Source organism: Kocuria sp. CPCC 205231, from assembly GCF_040980965.1.
Lineage (GTDB): Bacteria > Actinomycetota > Actinomycetes > Actinomycetales > Micrococcaceae > Kocuria > Kocuria rosea.
In genome coordinates this window covers 1-15436 of the sequence record NZ_JAVKPP010000001.1, presented here as the reverse complement: position 1 = coordinate 15436, position 15436 = coordinate 1, and the positions used below count along the sequence as shown (strand labels likewise).

Here is a 15436-nt window from a genome sequence, read left to right as displayed (position 1 = left end):
CAGCGCAGCGGCTACGGTGCCGCGGCGAACGCGGCGGCGATGTCGACCGTCACCGCGGCCGGTGTCTCCCCGCTGTCCAGGGGCACTCCATGGGTGAACTGCCGAGTGTTGTTGGCGACCTGGATCCGCGCGGTCGCCCCGTCCCGGTGCACGGAGACCAGCCGCAGATCGGGGTCGGCGTGGGAAAGGTCGGGGAGGTAAGCACCCAGGTCGTCCAGGAGTTCGCTCCACAGTTGCTGGGGGGCGGGGGTGTCCGGGTAGGTGTCGGGATCCTGCGCGGCCGGCGGGGTGATGGGTCCGGCAACCTCGCTCAGCAGCTGTGCGATGCGAATCCGCCCGGCCGTCAGCGGCACGGTCACCGAGGGTCCCGTCACGCACTGCACGTCGGCGGTCTCCTGGGCCAGCGTGACGCCGGTGATGAGGCTGTGGTGTTGGGCGCGTTCGACCATGGACAGCTCGTGCAGGAAGGTTCCGCCGGTCACGGTCACGTCCATCAACCCCTCAGATGTTCAGAGCGTTCTTCACGAAGTCAGGGCACGCTCCTGCGTATCCCTGACAGTACGTCGTCGTCACTCCGAAGGGGCGGCCGTCACTGGTGTTGGTGCGGAAATCCACCCCCGCCATCACCGTGACCGTTCGCACCACCTTGCACGTGCGCCACCACAGGATGCCGGAGCACCTGACTTCGTTCACCGGGGTGCTGTAGTTGTACTTGGAGCCGGAGACGAACCACTTGTGCTGGGGATACTTCGTCGTAGCTCGCGCGACCCGGTAGTTGACGTTGTGGGTGTTCACGATCTTGGTGTTGATGTTGCTGCGCAACGTCACGGTCCTGCTGTCACGATCCAGCCAGCTGTAGAGCACGGGCGCGTTGGCGGCGGCCACCATCACCCGGGGAGCCGCGACTGTCGAGGCCACGAACTGCTGCTGAGACTGCAGAACGGGCTGATCCGATGGCAGAGCGGCCTCCTCCGGCAGCAGCAGTTCGGGCACCGTCTCCGGCTCCTCGAGCACCGCCTCGGCGACCCCTTCCTCCACGCCGACCTTTTCCAGGTCAGTGGCCTCCACGGTCTCGCCGACCACCACGTCCATGTCGCCGACCACGGCGAAGGACACCTCGGCGAACTCCTGGCCGATCTCCGGTGCAGGAATCGGGGTCTCGATCCTGGTGGCGGCTGCGGGAGTGCCCAGCAGACCCACCACCAGGACGGTGGCGATCGTTCCTGTGGTGATGCTTCTGAGCCTCATGGACCACTCCTTGCGCCGGGACGACCCTGTGACCGTCGTGGATGACGCTGACGCTATCCACTGTGTTTGCAATCGACATCATCCGAAAGGAGGGGGCAGTACGACGCGGACGTGTCTCGTCGGTCGGAACATGCTGGCCTGCGCCGAAGTGCTGCGGAGCAGGGGGTCGCGCTGCTGGCGCTGATGGCGTCACACAACGGAACGAAGGCGCTGCCACTTGCCGTGTACTAAAGCAAAGACATGAGATGCAGGGAGACCTTTTCGTCCCGTTCGAAAGTTGACCATCATGACGCCCTCCGTCGACCCTGCGCTGCCACCTCCTGCGCCCATCCGCACCGCGGGATTCGCCGTCTTCCGGCTGCTCGGGCCGCCGGCGGAGGCGCGGGCTCCGACGCCGGAGTCGAATCTGGCGAACCGACGAGCTGGGCAGGCGGTGATGGCCGAGACGCTGCGGATCCACGACGGAGATCCGCCCCGATCGTGGTGGCGACGTCTGGTCGGATCCAGCCCGCTCAGTGCCGACAGCCGGCCCTGGTTCCAGGGAGCGCTGGGGGAGATCGCAGTCGGGCAGATCCTCGGCCGCCTGGGCCCGGAATGGACGGTGCTCCACGCCGTTCCGGTCGGCGCCGGGGTCTCGGACATCGACCACGTGCTGATCGGCCCGGCGGGGGTGTTCACGCTCAACACGAAGAACCACGCGGGGTCGGACGTCTGGGTCGGGGAGCGCGCGATCCTGGTCGGCGGGCACAAGCAGCACTACCTGCCCCACGCCCGGCACGAGGCGGCGCGAGCGGCGAAGCGGTTGAGCGCGGCGGTGGGGGAGCCGGTGTCGGTCACCCCGGTGCTGGTGCTGATCGAGCCGGGAAAGCTGACGATCAAACAGCGTCCCGCCGACGTCAAGGTCGTCACCGATCGTGAGCTGCTGCGTTGGCTGAAGCGCCGTCGTCCCGTCCTGGCCCCTGAGCGGGTTGCCCGGATCGCTGCCGCAGCCGTGGTCCCGGGGACCTGGCACCACCATCCCGCGCCGCCCGAGGATCCGGTCGCGCTGCAGGAGCGTTTCGCGGAGCTCCGCTCCGCCGTGGGGCGCGCGCATCGCCGGCGCAGATTGTGGGGCTTCGGGCTTTTCGTCGCTGCAGGTGCAGCCCTCGTCAATCACGGTCCGGACGTCCTGACGGCACTGCTCAGCACCGGGCTGTCCTGAGCGGCATACGCACATCGGTCAGGAGCGCAGCACGGCCCGGGTGACGAGGCGCCCTTACAGCTTTCGCGAATTCTGGCATGGGCGATCCACTCGATCCGGTCCCACCCACGTCAGATGTCGGCGGCTTTGCGGGGGAGGCCGGTTCCCTCTTGCCGGTGGCTGTCTCGAGGCGCACAGTTCTCATATGAGAACGACGAAGCCGTTGTTCGTGGTGGCCGTGGTGATCGCGGCCCTGGCCCAGCTGGTGGTCGGGTTCTTCTACATGGCCAGCGGTCTGATGGCCCCGCTGTGGGCCATCGTGCTCCTGGGCGTGTGGTGGCTGCTCCTCACCTACATCGGGGTGCGGCTGGTGCAACGCCGGTCCTACCTCGTGCTCCTGGTCCCCGTGGTGGCCGTCGCGACATGGTTCGGCGTCATGACGTTCGGGGAAGCGGTCCTCGGCTGGACTCCCTGAGGCTCATCAGTCCGTGCCGCCTACGCGGCCGGAGGGTTCACGCCGCTGCCCACGGTGTTCTACAGCCGGCTGCTGTAGCGCCTGTCGGGGTAATGCCCTCGTCCGGCAGGAGGCGCTGGACCTGTCTGCCGGACGAGGACACCTCCCGGCCGCACCTCACGAGCAGGTTGCGGGCCCGGACAGGGGCCGTGCGTTCATCGGGATGTTGTCGGCCTCGCCGGAGCGACGGCCAGAGGGGGCGACGACGTTCGACGGTGTCGCCGGGTGACCGGCGTCCACGCGCGGGGCCATGTCACCCAGGAAAGTCAGGCTGCGTCGCAGCGTGTGCACCCAGCCGTCCCACCCGAGGTCGCGCCAGGGCACCCGCTCCTCCGGGGGAACGGCCAGGCGGCCGATCACTGTGTACACCGACAGCACAGCGGCTGCGGCCAGCACCAGGAACACGAACGAGATCATGATGAGCTCCTTGCCTGCGGTGTGCCGGTCGATCCGGCTCACTCTCACGCTGACAAGCCTCGTCGGCCGGAGTCTCTCGCACGAGTGGCAGAAATGACTACCTCCGGTCGTTTTCTGCCAACTGTGTCGACGCTCTGCCGCGGAGCCCGGATGAGCGGAACGCGTGCTCGAGACCGCGACCATGACGGAGCGCCTCGGCCGCGCTCTCGCGGCCAAGGCGTTCAGAAGACGGTGCTCAGGAGGTCGTCGCGAAGCGGCGGCGGTACTGCTGCGGGCTGAGCCGGCGGATCCGGGTGAAGTGGTGGCGCAGCGTGGCCGCGTTGCCGAAGCCCACGTTCGCGGCGATGCGCTCGACGGGCAGGTCGGTCTCCTCGAGGAGCTGCTCGGCCCGGTGCAGGCGCCGTGCGGTGATCCAGGCGTGCGGGGTGGTGCCGGTCTCGTCGCGGAAGCGGCGGGCGAAGGTGCGTGGGGACATGGCGGCGCGCCGGGCCAGGGCGTCGACGTCGAGCGGCTCGTCGAGGTGCCCGAGGATCCAGGTGAGCAGCGGGTCCAGCGTCTCGGCCCGGCGCTCGGGGACCGGGTCCTTGATGAACTGGGCCTGCCCGCCCTGACGCTGCGGCGGCACGACCATGCGCCGTGCCACGGTGTTGGCGGCCGCCGAGCCGAACTCCTGGCGCCACAGGTGGAGGCAGGCGTCGAGACCCGCCGCGGTGCCGGCGCTGGTGAGGATGCTGCCGTCCTCCACGTAGAGGACCTCGGGCACCACGTGCGCGGCGGGGAACCGCTCGGCCAGCTCCGCGGTGTGCATCCAGTGGGTGGTGCAGCGGCGGCCGTCGAGCAGCCCGGCAACACCCAGGACGAATGCGCCCGAGCAGATGGACAGGAGCCGGGCGCCCCGGTCGTGGGCCGCGCGCAGCGCGTGGATCACCTCCTCCGGGACCGGGATGTCCCGGGACATCGCCGGGAGGACCACGAGATCCGCCGCGGCCACCCGGTCGAGGCCGTGCTGGACCGCCACGTCGAAGCCGGCGATCGTGCGGACCGGCCGTCCGTCGGGGCTGCACACGGCGAAGTCCATGACGGGCAGGCCGTCGCCGGATCGGTCGATCGCCCAGGCCTCGCAGGCCACCCCGAGCTCGAAGGGGGAGACCTCGTCGAACACGATGACGGCCACGTTGCTGATCATGGGTCCATGCTCCCAACTGCGCGGCAGGAAGTCGACGAAAGCGTGAAAAGTGACAGTCGCGGCAGGACGGGCACGCGAGGAGAATCGACGTCATCAGCACCGAGGCACGGGCGGACCAGAAGAGGACGGTGGGCCATGGAGAGCACGGGCGAGGGCGAGCGCCGGAAGGTGGCGGTCCTGGGCGCGACCGGGCAGCTGGGCGCGCGGGTGGTGGCGCACCTGCGCGAGCGCGGCGTCGAGGTCGTCGAGATCTCCCGGGGACAGGGCACTGATGTCTACTCCGGGGAGGGCTTGGACGCCGCGTTCGAGGGGGTCTCCACCGTGGTGGACTGCCTCCACCTGGCGACACTGTCCCGCAAGCGCGCCGTCGACTTCTTCACCACCACCGCACGCAACGTGGCGGCGGCGGCACTGCGGGCAGGGGTGCCCCGGATCGTGTGCGTCACGATCCTCAACGCCCGGGAGCCCGAGGTGCACCGGTGGATGGGCTACTACGCGGGCAAGGCCGCACAGGAGCAGACCTACCGTGCCGGCCCCGTCCCGGTCGTGTTCGTGGCCTCGGCGCAGTGGTACGAACTGGCAGAGACCCTGCTTTCGCAGCTGCGCATCGGCCCGCTCTCCGCGGTGCCCGGGATGCGCTCGCGGCCGCTGGCCGCCGACGAGGCCGCCGCGTTCGTCGCCGACCGTGCCCTGGCGGCCGCCGGCTCCGCGACCTCCGACGACGCCGTCATCGCGGGGCCCGAGGTCCGCGACATGGCGGAGCTGGCCCGTGCGATCGACCAGCACCGTGGAGGCCACCGAAAGGTCCTCCGGGTGCCGGTGTCCTTCACCGCTCTCGGCAACGGCGGCCTCCTGCCCCGCGGGGACTTCACGACTGCCCCGACCCGGTTCGAGGACTGGCTCCGTGCCACCTCATGACTGCGGGCGTGGAGGCCCCGCTTGTTCTGCCGTCTGGAAGCCTTCTTTCGCCATGACTCGTCGCCGCCGTGCATACATACGTTCCAGGAGCGGTACGTCCTTGTCACGGTAGTCATGAACGACTGCTGGAAGGGGTGCCTCCGTCCGCCCGCGAGTGATGCGTCCGAGTTGCTGGATCACGCGGCCTCTGAAAGATACGGGGACAGCGAGGAACAGCGTGTTGAGGGTCGGGAGGTCGAGGCCTTCGCCGGCGATCTTGTCGATCGCTATGAGCACGAACGGGCGCTGCTGCGCGTCAGCTGCTCTCAGCTCTTTCCGCACCTCGTGACGCTCAGCAGCGGCCATGCGACCATGGAGTCGGAACACCGGTGCGTCGCATCCCTCGATGGCGTCTGCGAACGCGTCGAGGTGACCGAGACGGTTCGTCAGGACCAGACATGTGCGACCGCAGTCGACGGCGTCCCTGACATGTTGCGCGACCATCGTGTTGCGGGCGACATCGGCCGCGAGTTCGGAGTAGATCGCCTGGATGGATGGCCCGTCCGTTCCCGGTTCTTCGGTGGTGAATGTGGTCACGTGCGTGATCAGCTCCCGATGAGCTCGGTCAGCGGAGTCGATCACATGCCGAATGGGGCCGCACTGCATCGTGATCAGACCGTTCATCTGATCAGCTCGGTATGGAGTCGCCGTCAGCCCCGCCCAATTGCGGACGTTCACATGGCGCAGCGCGGCTTCGGTCGCGGGTGCTGCGACGGCATGGCATTCGTCGATGATGATCTGTTCGTACTCCTCGAGCAGAGATGGATCCGCGTTTCGGTGCGCGATGGACTGCATCATGATGAGATCCACGATCCCGCGCCGTTTTCTCCGTCCTGCGCCGAGCTGGCCGATCTGCTGGTCCGTCAGGCCGAGGAACTGCTTCAGGCGCTCCCGCCACTGCGTGAGCAGTTCGGCGCGGTTCACGAGGATCGCCGTGGGTGCGGCACGCTGGGCGATGAGCGCGCAGGCGATGACCGTCTTGCCCGCGCCTGGGGGTGCGACGAGGACGCCGGTGTCGTGCCCGATGAGCGCATCAACTGCCACTCTCTGCTCCTCACGGAGATCTCCCACGAACGCCAGTTCCAGGTGCTTGTGAGTCTCCGAGCTGGTGCCGATGGCAACGCGGAAACCAGCTTCCCCCAACAACGCCACTGCTTCGTCGGTGAGGCCGCGCGGCAGCCGCAGTTCGTGTTCGTCGTGCTCGAAGCCGGTGACGAGGCGCGGTGTGCCGAAGGTGCTGAATCGCTGGGCCTGCTTGCGGTAGAACTCGGGGTTGGGCACCGACGCCATGTGCTTGAGCTCGGTGATCACGACGCCGGGAAGGCCGCCTGTCGGGACGTGCAGGACGGCATCACGGCGCAGCTCAAGTATCTGCCCGGCTGTCGCGCGAGCGAGCGCTGTGATGCTCGCTCGCCGCGGTCGCGCGCCCAGCGTCTCCGACGGACCGACGCGCGAGTCGGTCGCAGTTGCCGTCCCGAGTTCTGCCACGCGCTCGACAGGCACGGGAGTCGTCGTCGCCAGCACAGCGAACTGGTCCTCGTACGGGTCCCATGTCGCAGGGTCGGCGAACACGGTCGTCCCGCGACGCCGGCAGTCCCCCTGCAAGGGCAGTGCGATGAGGTTCCCGAGACGTGCCCGGCCTGTTGACCGATCCGGCAACGTGTCCTGTGAGGGGAAAAAGCGATCGTAGCTGCGGAAGGCCATCCCGGGCCGTCTTGCCATCGCGGCGCGAAGCAGCGACATCCCCGCCGATCGCGCGGTGGCGGCGGGCACCGGCGCGGCGAAGAACATCCAGACGTGCGCGCCCTCGCCGGACCGGGAGATCTCGGCGAGAACGTCAATGCCGGCACGCCTGCACTCCTCGACGAACGCTGCGGCATCCAGTCGCCAATCCGCGTCATCGAAGTCGCACACCAGCAACCGGCAAGTGTCCTCCTCGAGCATAGGATAGATACCGACGTGGAACTCACGATCCCCTGGACGAGTGCCCCCACGAAGGTGCCGCTCGAGGACGGCACCTTCGAGTGCCAAGTGGTCCGCCGCGGTCTCCGACCCGGTGTAGAAGCCACCACGGACCGCGGGACTCCAACCGGACTTGCCCGTGCGGCTGCTGGTCCATCTGACCGCGTAGACATCGTTCCTGCCGACGAAGCGAGCACCGAAAAGCGCAAGCTTCTCGACGCTCGATGACGTCGCCGTGACGCGTGAAGTCACGCTGGAACGAACGTCCGAAAAGAATCTGGTGCTCCCTGGGCCTGCCCGGTCAGTCTCCAGCTTGCGGAGCGCAGCGCGTGCCTCCGCCAGTTCGCTTTCGAGGTCGACGATCCGCGATCGCAGCGCCTCGACCTCGTTTCCGATCTCCCGATGCCCCACGGGCATCAGGCTACCGATGCGGTGACGAGCCCCGAAGACCTGGCCTTCCAGTGCAAAGGCTGTGTCCGCCGATATGGAGGGTCAGGGGCCGCGTTGAAGCCATCCCAGTGCTCGTCCGACTTCGACGGGCCAGCGCTCCTGAACGCTGCGGAGTCGCTCGATGATGACCTCCCGGTCGACGGTCTGGTACTGGAGCAGGGCTCCGACGAACGCCTGATCCTTCTCCCGGTGGGCCAGCAGCTTCGCCACGCACAGGTCTTCCTTGTCCAGGCACAGACCGGTGAACTGTTGCCCCGTGCCCACCTGGCGGGTGTTCTCATTGCTGACCACGACCAGGCGATCGCGCCAGCCAGCCGGCAGCTTCGCCGTCGTGTCGTCCACGCCATCGAGGAAGAAACCGTGCATCTGGTCGAAGTCCGACCACTCGCCGGCAACCGCCGAGAGCTCATCCGACAGATCGAGGACCGTCTGCGGGTCGGCGTCGATGGGCAGGATGTCGACCTCCGTGGACATCGTGGCCTGGTCGGGCAGATCGTCCTCGTGGAAGGAACCCAGGATCGACTGGGACCCGACGACGATGACCTGGTCTCTGCGGATGATGCTGCAGGCCGCGCGGATCGCGTACTCGAGCTGGTAGCGGTGCACTCAGCGGCTCGGCAACGACTTCAGGATGGACAGCCGCTCCTCCTGGCCGATCAGGCCGCCCATGGGGGAGACCTCACGCATCTCGATGCTGCCGGAGTCGGTGGAGTCCAGGACCGTCCGCAGGGTCTCCACATCGCGGGTCTCCACGATGCGGCGCCAGCGGTCGAGGTTCTCGACGTGCGGATGCCCCTGTACGGAGCTGCTGAGTTGCTCGAGGTTCTGGAGGATCCGCGGTGTCCAGGAGGACAGGGTCTCCTCGTTCAACTTGGGGACCAGCGACCGGTGAAGGAGGAGGGCGCGCAGGCTGGACCGGTTCATCTCGGTGTCCTGGGACATGCTTCCTCCTCTCGTCCTGGTGACCGATTCTACCGTCGGGCATGGTGTCCGAGCGGCCCGGTGGCTCATCTCTGGTGCCCAGGTGAAACGTCCTCAGGCGTGGACACCAGAGGATCACGGTGGCTGCGCTCTGGGCGAGATCGAGGTCGGGCTGATCATCACGGTCCTGCCCCGATCGACGGATGCCCCTGCTGCTATCCGATCGGTGTCGGCGGTCGTTGCCCGCCGAGCACGGCGAGCACGTTCTCGGCGGCGAGCACCGCCATTGCGGTGCGCGTCTCCACCGTGGCGGAGCCCAGGTGCGGCAGGAGCACCACGTTGTCGAGCTCCCGCAGTTCGGGATGCACCCGGGGCTCGTGCTCGTAGACGTCCAGTCCGGCGCCCGCGATCCGGCCCTCGCGGAGTGCGGACGCGAGCGCCGCTTCGTCGACGATCGGTCCGCGCGCGGTGTTGACGAGGTACGCCGAGTCCTTCATAGCCGCCAGCTGCTCGGCGCCGATCAGGTGGTGCGTGGCGGGCCCGTAGGGGCAGTGCAGCGACACGACGTCGGAGACGGCCAGCAGCTCGTCGAGCTCGACCCGCCGGGCGCCCAGCTCGGCGGCGATCCCGGGGTCGAGCTCGCTGCGCGACTGGTAGACGATCTCCATGCCGAAGGCCCGGGCCCGGCGCGCGGTCGCCTGCCCGATGCCGCCCATGCCGACGACGCCGAGGGTCTTGCCCTGCAGGCCGCTGCCGAGCAGGAAGAACATGCCCCACTTCCACTCCCGGCCGGAACGGATGAGCCGTTCCCCCTCGCCGAGCCGGCGGGTCGCCATGAGGATCAGGCCGAAGGCGATGTCGGCGGTGGCGTCCGTGAGCACGCCGGGGGTGTTGGTGGCCACGACGTCGCGTTCGCTGCAGGCGGACACGTCGATGTTGTCGTAGCCGACGGCGACGTTCGCGACCACTTTCAGCTGCGGGCCGGCGGTGTCGAGCAGTTCGGCGTCGATGCGCTCGGTGAGCAGACTCACCACGGCATCCGCCCCGGCCACCCGGCGCAGGAACTCCTCGCGACCGATCGGCTCCGGATCCGGCCACATCTCGACCTCGTGGGAGGCGCGGAGCTTCTCGACCGCGGCGTCGGGCACGCGTCCCGTGACGACGACCCGGCTCATGCCGTCTCGATCCACTCGCGCAGGCGGCCGAGGCCGTCGCGGATGTCGGCGACGTCGATGCCCGAGTAGGCGAGCCGGATGTACTGCCGATCCTCGTCGGGCTGGCGCCGGCCGAAGTGCTCACGCGTGCAGAAGGAGACGCCGGTCTGGTGCAGGGCGGCCGTGGCGAAGTCACCGACTGCCGTGTAGCCCATGCTCTCCATGGTCCGGGTGACGTCGGGGAACAGGTAGAACGTCGACTGCGGTACGGCCACGTGCATGCCGGGGATGGCGTTCACCAGCTCACAGGCGGCATCCCGGCGCTCGCGCAGGATGTCGAGCGTCTGCTGCACGGGTTCCTGGGGGCCGCGGAGTGCTTCGATGCCGGCCCACTGCACGTAGTGCGTGGTGCAGGACTCGTCGTTGGTGTTGAGCGTGCTGAGCACCTTGGCGATCTCGAGCGGCGCGACGGCGCAGCCGAGGCGGGAGCCGGTCATCGCGAATTTCTTGCTGAACGTGTAGAGGATGACGGTGCGCTCGGCCATGCCGGGGAGCGATGCGATCGAGTTCGAGACCCCCTCGTAGCGCGTCTCGAAGTAGGCCTCGTCGGAGAGCACCCAGAGATCGTGCTCCTGGGCGAGCTGCGCGACGGCCTCGCGCTCGGCCGCCGTCGACTCGGCCGAGATGGGGTTCTGCAGGTCGTTGTAGATGATGGCGACCGTGTTCGGGGTGATCGTCGCGCGCACCTGGTCGAGGTCGATGGCGAAGCCGTCCTCCGTGGGGAGGTAGCGGTACGGCACGGCCGTGCCCCCGAGGTACTCGATCTGCGACTCGTAGATCGGGAAGCCGGGGTTCGGGTAGAGCACCTCCTCACCCGGGTTCATGACCGCCTGCAGGAACTTCGTGATGACGGGCTTGCCGCCCGTCATCACGACGACGTTGTCGGGGACCAGGCTGATGCCACGACGCGAGCCGATGTCCTCGGCGAGGGCCTCGCGCAGCTGGGGGATGCCCGGGCCCGGGCAGTAGCCGGTGTAGCCCTCGGCGATGGCCCGGTCCATCGCCTCGATGATGTGCGGGGCCGTCGGGATGTTGATGTCGCCGAGGTGGAAGGGGTACACACGGTTCCCCTTCGCCTTCCAAGCGGCCGCGGCTTGCGCGACGCTGAAGGCGGTCTCGGTGCCCAGCCGGTCGAGCCGGTGCGCGAGTTGTCGCATGCCGTTCCACTCCTCGTCGAGTTGGCGATCGATCCGCTGGCGGACCCGGGTCGAGCATACGACTCATATATCAGTCTGGGAAGAGTGGTCCCCGGATGGATTCTCTCAGTGGACATCGCCGCGAGATCGTGGTCATCGGCAACGGAGCATCTGTCGGAGTGGAGGTGCGGACTGAAAAAGTTCGACACGGCACGATGCGTACCCCTCCGGCTCCAGATGCGGGACGCCGGCGCAGCAGCTCCTCGCGGAGTTCGACCTCAGGCGGCACCTTGTCGGCCGCCAGTGCGGTCCCGGTCCCGTCGTGGCGGAGTCGCGGCTCGTCACCCAGCGGCCTCGAGCAGGTCGTCCAGGACTCGGTCGAGTCGTGCCACGAGGGAGAGGTGTCCCTCGTCCTCCAGCAGGTGCGCCCGGGCGCCCGGCACGTGCGCGGCGAGCCACTCCCCGTGGGCCGCGGGAACGGTGCGGTCCTCCCGGCCGTGCCAGATCCGGGTCGGCACGGTGATCCTCTCGACGGCGAAGCCCCACGGACGGTCCACCGCGAGGTCGTCGTCGCACCAACCCACGACGCCCTGGCGCAGAGAGTGCTCGGCCGTGTCCAGCACGTATCCGGCGAAGTCCCCGGTCATCACCGCCTGGTCCACGGGCGGGAGCATCGCGCGCAGGAGTGCCACGACGTCGTTGCCGGGCGCTGAAGCCGCCGCGCTCATGGCCTCCATGCGCCCCTCGAGGTAGGCCTCGAGCGCGCTGCGCCCCTTCCTGGCAGCGGTGGACTCCGCCGCGCTGTCCTCGTCCATCCCGGCGACCGGATCCAACCCCGCCACGCGCGGCGGGGCGTAGCCGGCGAGGGAGGAGGCCGCTCGGCACCGATCGGGCAGCAGCGCAGCGCAGGCCAGGGCGCGCGGGGCGCCACTGGACCAGCCGAGGGTGAGGAAGTCCGCCACCCCCAGCTCGTCTAGGACGCACCGGGTGTCGGCCACGGCGTCGGCAACTATGCCGGGGGCCTTCTCCTCCGGGAGCGGGTCCGAGGCGCCGTATCCGGGGCGCGAGACGGTGAGCGCGCGCAGCCCGCGGTCCGCGGCCGCGCGCTCGAGCGGCCGGAACGGGACAGCGGCACCGGGAGCCCCGTGGTGGAAGACCACCAGCAGGTCTCCGGGCGGACCGGTGAGCCGGAACTCCAGGCTGCGCCCGTCCGGTGTGGTGACGCTGCGGTTGTCTTGCTCCTCCGGCTGCGCGCTCATGCGTTCCCCTGCAGTTTGTGGGCCGCTCTCGTGCGTCTGTGGCGGCCGGGTGACTCCACGCTAGGACGTCGCTGCACCCGCGACCAGGGCGGCGACGGCGTGTGACCGCCTGCCTCTCCCTGCAGGGATCGAGGGCTTCGACAGAACCCATCACGGTGACAGGGGCCCCATATGGGAGGGGGAGTGCGGTGCCTGCCGGGACGGCCGGGAACCGCACTCCCCGCTCACGTGCGTGGGGTCAGCGCACGCGGAGGTAAACGGGACCGGAGCCAACGTTGACGGTTTGGATGACCGTCTGGTTGCCGTTCCAGCCGCCGTGAACGGCCTTGCCGCCGCCGATGTACACGGCGATGTGGGCGAAGCCCATGCCGCCGTTGGCGTAGTAGACCAGGTCACCGGGCTGGGCCTGGGCGGCGGAGACCCGGGTGCCGAGCTTCAGGTAGGAGGCCGGCCACCCGTGGTGGTTGATCCCGGCTGCGCGCAGGGACTTGGTGACCAGGGCCGTGCAGTCCTGACCCACGCCGAGCTGGTTCTTGGCGGCGGCGGCGATGGTCGCGGCCTTGCCGGACTGGGACTGGATGCTGACGAGCTGCTGGGGGGCTGCGGCGGGGGCCGCCTGGGCCGGGGCCACGCTGCTGAGCGCCAGGGCGCCGCCGGCGACCGCCAGGATCGCGGTGCGTCCGAGACGGGACGAGCTCTGGGCGCGGTGGCGGGGCATGCGGAACTGGAAAACGGGCATGAGTGATGTCCTCCCTCTTGCCTGCGAGGTGAGCTGTCGGATGCGGGTGGGAGACACCCGGTCGTCAGGGCGGGGGCCCTGACGACTTAACCCCTAGGTCCCGGGGGAGGGACCGTTCATGGTTCCCCCGCTTCTGCCGAGCGTTATGTCTGGGGGCCCCGGGCACCGGCAGAATTCGGCGATGTGCACGGGGATACCGATCGGTGAGGCGACCGGCACGGAGAGAACACTAACCGAAAAATAACGAAAAAGTCTCGCTTAGATCACGGGCGTGTCTCGGCTCTTATGTCGGCCCAGCAGGGCGCCTCCCCACCCAGGCGAAGTGGTTCGGTAAGAGGCGCCGCTGGAGATCCCCGGGACGACTCAGGTCGAGACAAAAGTGCACTTGACCTGGGGCTCTACCTGAGCCATGCCGATGGACGAGCGCTCCCCTGCCCTGGAGCGGAGTGTTCGGTGGCGACCTTGAGGCTGGTGCGGCAGTTTGCCGGAAAAGCTTCAAAGTCTTTGACCGCTGGCGCCAGTTATCGCATCCCGCTGGCGCGGCAAGAATGATTTTTGGTATGCCCCGAGCCCATTCACAAATTCACAAAAAGCAGTGATCGTGTCGGTGTAAATCCCTCGATGTGGGTCGGCCTTCTTCACGGGCACCTCCACGGTGCAGGCTTTGCCCGGCCAGTAAGCAGTGCACCGTCGATGGGGTTTGAGGTGCAGCCAACGGCGAAAGGAATGCACGTCGGAGCGATCCTGGGCGATGAGAACCCCGAAGGCTGGGCCGAGGACCTCGCGATGCCCAGCGGGTGGCACCCCCACCTCCGGGTCATTCCCTCGGCCCGCAACGTCTCCAACCGCGAGGTCGACCGGGCCGATCACGCAGAGCTGCGGCTGAAGATCTCCCTGACCGGCCTTCAGGCAGATGTGGTGGTCATTGACTGCCCCAACCGCCAAGGCGGCCCGCTGACTCTTTCGGCGTTGAACGCGGCGGACACCGTGGTTTACGCCGCCACCGCCACCAGCGATGGCATCGACGGGGTGGACGGGGCCCGGCGCATGGTGGCCCAGTACCGCCGGCACCGCCAGCAGCTGGGTGCCCCGGACACCCTGACGGAGGCCGGCATCGTGGTCGGCGGGGTGAAGGAGACGATCATGAGCCGGGCGGCGGTGGCCAGCCTCGAGGAGCTGCGTGCCACGGGGTTGTTCCTGGAGCCGTTGATCCCGGACCGGGCCATCGTCCAAGAGGTACGGATATCGGGGGAGTGGTACGGCCAATACCGCAAGGGCGCCCGCGTGCTGGATGCCTACACGGCGATCGCGAAGAAGGTGCTGCGATGACCGAGCAGCCCGAGCGTCCCGCCTCGCTCCAGCGCCGTCGGCCCCGCCCGGCCCCGGATGAGCACATCGACCCGGTCGACTACACACCCCCACGCGCCACCTCACCCCAACCCGCGACACCGGTGGTGTCGTCCCAGCCGGTGCAAGCGGCACAGACGGCGGAGCCTGCGGTAGCTGCACCCAGGCGCGGCCGCGGCCGGCCGCGCCGGGAACCCACGATCCAGCTCGGGGTGCGGGTGGCCCAGGACGTCTCCGATCTGATCGAGGAGCTCACCGAGCACGACGGCACCGCCAGAGCGGTGATCGAGAACGCGGTGCGCGCCTACGCCCAACAGCTCAACCGATAACACCCGGACCTCGATAGGGGAGGGGAACAGGCCGAGGGCGGCTTTCCCGTGGTCGGCGAGGAAGGAGCCCGGCTCATCGTTGCTGGTGGGCCGGGTTCACTCATGCTGGGGACAGGCGGCGGGATGGGGTGGGCGGTTCCGGGGGTCCTCGAACGACCCGGGTGCCCGCACTCGGTCCGAAAGCTGCCAGGGCCAACCCCCAGCGAGACCTGTTGTCGGGCGCCGAAGGGACGACCAGCGCTGTCCAGTGTGGACGCGGGGCGTCCCGGCGGCGCCGTGCCGGGAAGGGTTCGTCAGCCCGTCATCAGCTGCTTGCTCAATGCGTGGAGGAGGCATGGTGACGGCCCCTGTGCATGAGCCCTGCCCCGGGACGTTGCCCTGCGGTGTCGCAGCGGTGGCCGCCAGCACAAGGCGCCGCTGCCGCCGATTGCCCGGGAAACCGGTTGCTGTCCGGGCGGTTTGCTGGGCGGTCCGATCAGCAGGACTGTGGGTGCGATGAGGGTGCCTGTCCCGTGACGGGTCTGTTGGAGGCTTTCATTCCACGGAAGGATGAGAGTCATGGGAGCACCGAGGAAGT

Annotated in this window: 15 protein-coding genes, 1 pseudogene and 1 riboswitch; of the genes and pseudogenes, 5 read left to right on the top strand and 11 right to left on the bottom strand. The window is 68.7% G+C overall.

Annotation, left to right across the window (positions count from 1 at the left end):
* Positions 1 to 11 precede the first annotated feature (11 nt).
* Both RF640_RS00080 and RF640_RS00075 read right to left on the bottom strand, forming a co-directional pair.
* A complete protein-coding gene (locus RF640_RS00080) occupies positions 12 to 494 on the bottom strand; it encodes a hypothetical protein (protein ID WP_035923684.1) in 483 nt (160 codons plus the stop codon).
* A gap of 7 nt (positions 495 to 501) precedes the next feature.
* Positions 502 to 1248 carry a hypothetical protein gene (locus tag RF640_RS00075; protein WP_368826077.1) on the bottom strand — a complete coding sequence of 249 codons (747 nt, stop codon included), beginning with the start codon at positions 1246 to 1248 and terminating at the stop codon, positions 502 to 504.
* Positions 1249 to 1534: 286 nt separating this feature from the next.
* On the opposite strand from RF640_RS00075, the gene RF640_RS00070 reads away from it, so the two are divergent.
* Together RF640_RS00070 and RF640_RS00065 are read left to right on the top strand one after the other, a co-directional pair.
* Positions 1535 to 2449, top strand: coding sequence for a nuclease-related domain-containing protein (locus RF640_RS00070; RefSeq protein WP_241482800.1), 915 nt, complete (start codon positions 1535 to 1537; stop codon positions 2447 to 2449).
* Positions 2450 to 2633: 184 nt separating this feature from the next.
* Positions 2634 to 2903: a hypothetical protein gene (locus tag RF640_RS00065; RefSeq protein WP_152609208.1), complete on the top strand. Its 270-nt coding sequence runs from the start codon at positions 2634 to 2636 to the stop codon at positions 2901 to 2903.
* A 156-nt stretch (positions 2904 to 3059) separates the two neighbouring features.
* On the opposite strand, the gene RF640_RS00060 is transcribed toward RF640_RS00065, so the two are convergent.
* On the bottom strand, positions 3060 to 3359 hold the full coding sequence (locus RF640_RS00060; RefSeq protein WP_368826075.1) for a hypothetical protein: 300 nt from the start codon (positions 3357 to 3359) through the stop codon (positions 3060 to 3062).
* Positions 3360 to 3594: 235 nt separating this feature from the next.
* Positions 3595 to 4545, bottom strand: a complete 951-nt coding sequence (locus tag RF640_RS00055; RefSeq protein ID WP_368826073.1) for a helix-turn-helix domain-containing protein — start codon at positions 4543 to 4545, stop codon at positions 3595 to 3597.
* Between the two features lie 135 nt (positions 4546 to 4680).
* On the opposite strand from RF640_RS00055, the gene RF640_RS00050 reads away from it, so the two are divergent.
* On the top strand, positions 4681 to 5463 hold the full coding sequence (locus RF640_RS00050) for an SDR family oxidoreductase (RefSeq protein ID WP_368826071.1): 783 nt from the start codon (positions 4681 to 4683) through the stop codon (positions 5461 to 5463).
* Here the strand turns inward: RF640_RS00050 and RF640_RS00045 are convergent.
* The 7 genes and pseudogenes from RF640_RS00045 to RF640_RS00015 form a co-directional block, all read right to left on the bottom strand.
* On the bottom strand, positions 5458 to 7875 hold the full coding sequence (locus RF640_RS00045) for a DEAD/DEAH box helicase family protein (protein WP_368826069.1): 2418 nt from the start codon (positions 7873 to 7875) through the stop codon (positions 5458 to 5460). The genes RF640_RS00050 and RF640_RS00045 overlap by 6 nt on opposite strands.
* Before the next feature lie 81 nt (positions 7876 to 7956).
* On the bottom strand, positions 7957 to 8520 hold the full coding sequence (locus RF640_RS00040; RefSeq protein WP_368826067.1) for a DUF6036 family nucleotidyltransferase: 564 nt from the start codon (positions 8518 to 8520) through the stop codon (positions 7957 to 7959).
* Positions 8521 to 8856 carry a hypothetical protein gene (locus RF640_RS00035; protein WP_368826065.1) on the bottom strand — a complete coding sequence of 112 codons (336 nt, stop codon included), beginning with the start codon at positions 8854 to 8856 and terminating at the stop codon, positions 8521 to 8523.
* 194 nt (positions 8857 to 9050) lie between these two features.
* Positions 9051 to 10010: a 2-hydroxyacid dehydrogenase gene (locus RF640_RS00030; RefSeq protein WP_368826063.1), complete on the bottom strand. Its 960-nt coding sequence runs from the start codon at positions 10008 to 10010 to the stop codon at positions 9051 to 9053.
* Complete coding sequence (locus RF640_RS00025) at positions 10007 to 11206, bottom strand: pyridoxal phosphate-dependent aminotransferase (protein ID WP_368826061.1); 1200 nt, start codon at positions 11204 to 11206, stop codon at positions 10007 to 10009. The genes RF640_RS00030 and RF640_RS00025 overlap by 4 nt, the downstream gene beginning before the upstream one ends.
* A gap of 320 nt (positions 11207 to 11526) precedes the next feature.
* Positions 11527 to 12444 carry an alpha/beta fold hydrolase gene (locus RF640_RS00020; protein ID WP_368826059.1) on the bottom strand — a complete coding sequence of 306 codons (918 nt, stop codon included), beginning with the start codon at positions 12442 to 12444 and terminating at the stop codon, positions 11527 to 11529.
* A 238-nt stretch (positions 12445 to 12682) separates the two neighbouring features.
* A pseudogene (locus tag RF640_RS00015) lies at positions 12683 to 13090 on the bottom strand (NlpC/P60 family protein); the annotation flags it as partial.
* A 98-nt stretch (positions 13091 to 13188) separates the two neighbouring features.
* A riboswitch (cyclic di-AMP (ydaO/yuaA leader) is annotated at positions 13189 to 13374 on the bottom strand.
* A 535-nt stretch (positions 13375 to 13909) separates the two neighbouring features.
* Between RF640_RS00015 and RF640_RS00010 the strand changes: the two are divergent.
* Positions 13910 to 14512, top strand: a complete 603-nt coding sequence (locus RF640_RS00010) for a ParA family protein (RefSeq protein ID WP_368826057.1) — start codon at positions 13910 to 13912, stop codon at positions 14510 to 14512.
* A complete protein-coding gene (locus RF640_RS00005; RefSeq protein WP_368826055.1) occupies positions 14509 to 14859 on the top strand; it encodes a hypothetical protein in 351 nt (116 codons plus the stop codon). Before RF640_RS00010 ends, RF640_RS00005 begins: the two co-directional genes overlap by 4 nt.
* Positions 14860 to 15436 lie beyond the last annotated feature (577 nt).

Excerpts from the sequence above, each read along its gene's own strand:
- RF640_RS00080 (WP_035923684.1), bottom strand. The coding sequence starts at position 494 with ATGGACGTGACCGTGACCGGCGGAACCTTCCTGCACGAGCTGTCCATG.
- RF640_RS00075 (WP_368826077.1), bottom strand. The coding sequence starts at position 1,248 with ATGAGGCTCAGAAGCATCACCACAGGAACGATCGCCACCGTCCTGGTG.
- RF640_RS00070 (WP_241482800.1), top strand. The coding sequence starts at position 1,535 with ATGACGCCCTCCGTCGACCCTGCGCTGCCACCTCCTGCGCCCATCCGC.
- RF640_RS00065 (WP_152609208.1), top strand. The coding sequence starts at position 2,634 with ATGAGAACGACGAAGCCGTTGTTCGTGGTGGCCGTGGTGATCGCGGCC.
- RF640_RS00060 (WP_368826075.1), bottom strand. The coding sequence starts at position 3,359 with ATGATCTCGTTCGTGTTCCTGGTGCTGGCCGCAGCCGCTGTGCTGTCG.
- RF640_RS00055 (WP_368826073.1), bottom strand. The coding sequence starts at position 4,545 with ATGATCAGCAACGTGGCCGTCATCGTGTTCGACGAGGTCTCCCCCTTC.
- RF640_RS00050 (WP_368826071.1), top strand. The coding sequence starts at position 4,681 with ATGGAGAGCACGGGCGAGGGCGAGCGCCGGAAGGTGGCGGTCCTGGGC.
- RF640_RS00035 (WP_368826065.1), bottom strand. The coding sequence starts at position 8,856 with ATGTCCCAGGACACCGAGATGAACCGGTCCAGCCTGCGCGCCCTCCTC.
- RF640_RS00030 (WP_368826063.1), bottom strand. The coding sequence starts at position 10,010 with ATGAGCCGGGTCGTCGTCACGGGACGCGTGCCCGACGCCGCGGTCGAG.
- RF640_RS00025 (WP_368826061.1), bottom strand. The coding sequence starts at position 11,206 with ATGCGACAACTCGCGCACCGGCTCGACCGGCTGGGCACCGAGACCGCC.
- RF640_RS00020 (WP_368826059.1), bottom strand. The coding sequence starts at position 12,444 with ATGAGCGCGCAGCCGGAGGAGCAAGACAACCGCAGCGTCACCACACCG.
- RF640_RS00010 (WP_368826057.1), top strand. The coding sequence starts at position 13,910 with ATGCACGTCGGAGCGATCCTGGGCGATGAGAACCCCGAAGGCTGGGCC.
- RF640_RS00005 (WP_368826055.1), top strand. The coding sequence starts at position 14,509 with ATGACCGAGCAGCCCGAGCGTCCCGCCTCGCTCCAGCGCCGTCGGCCC.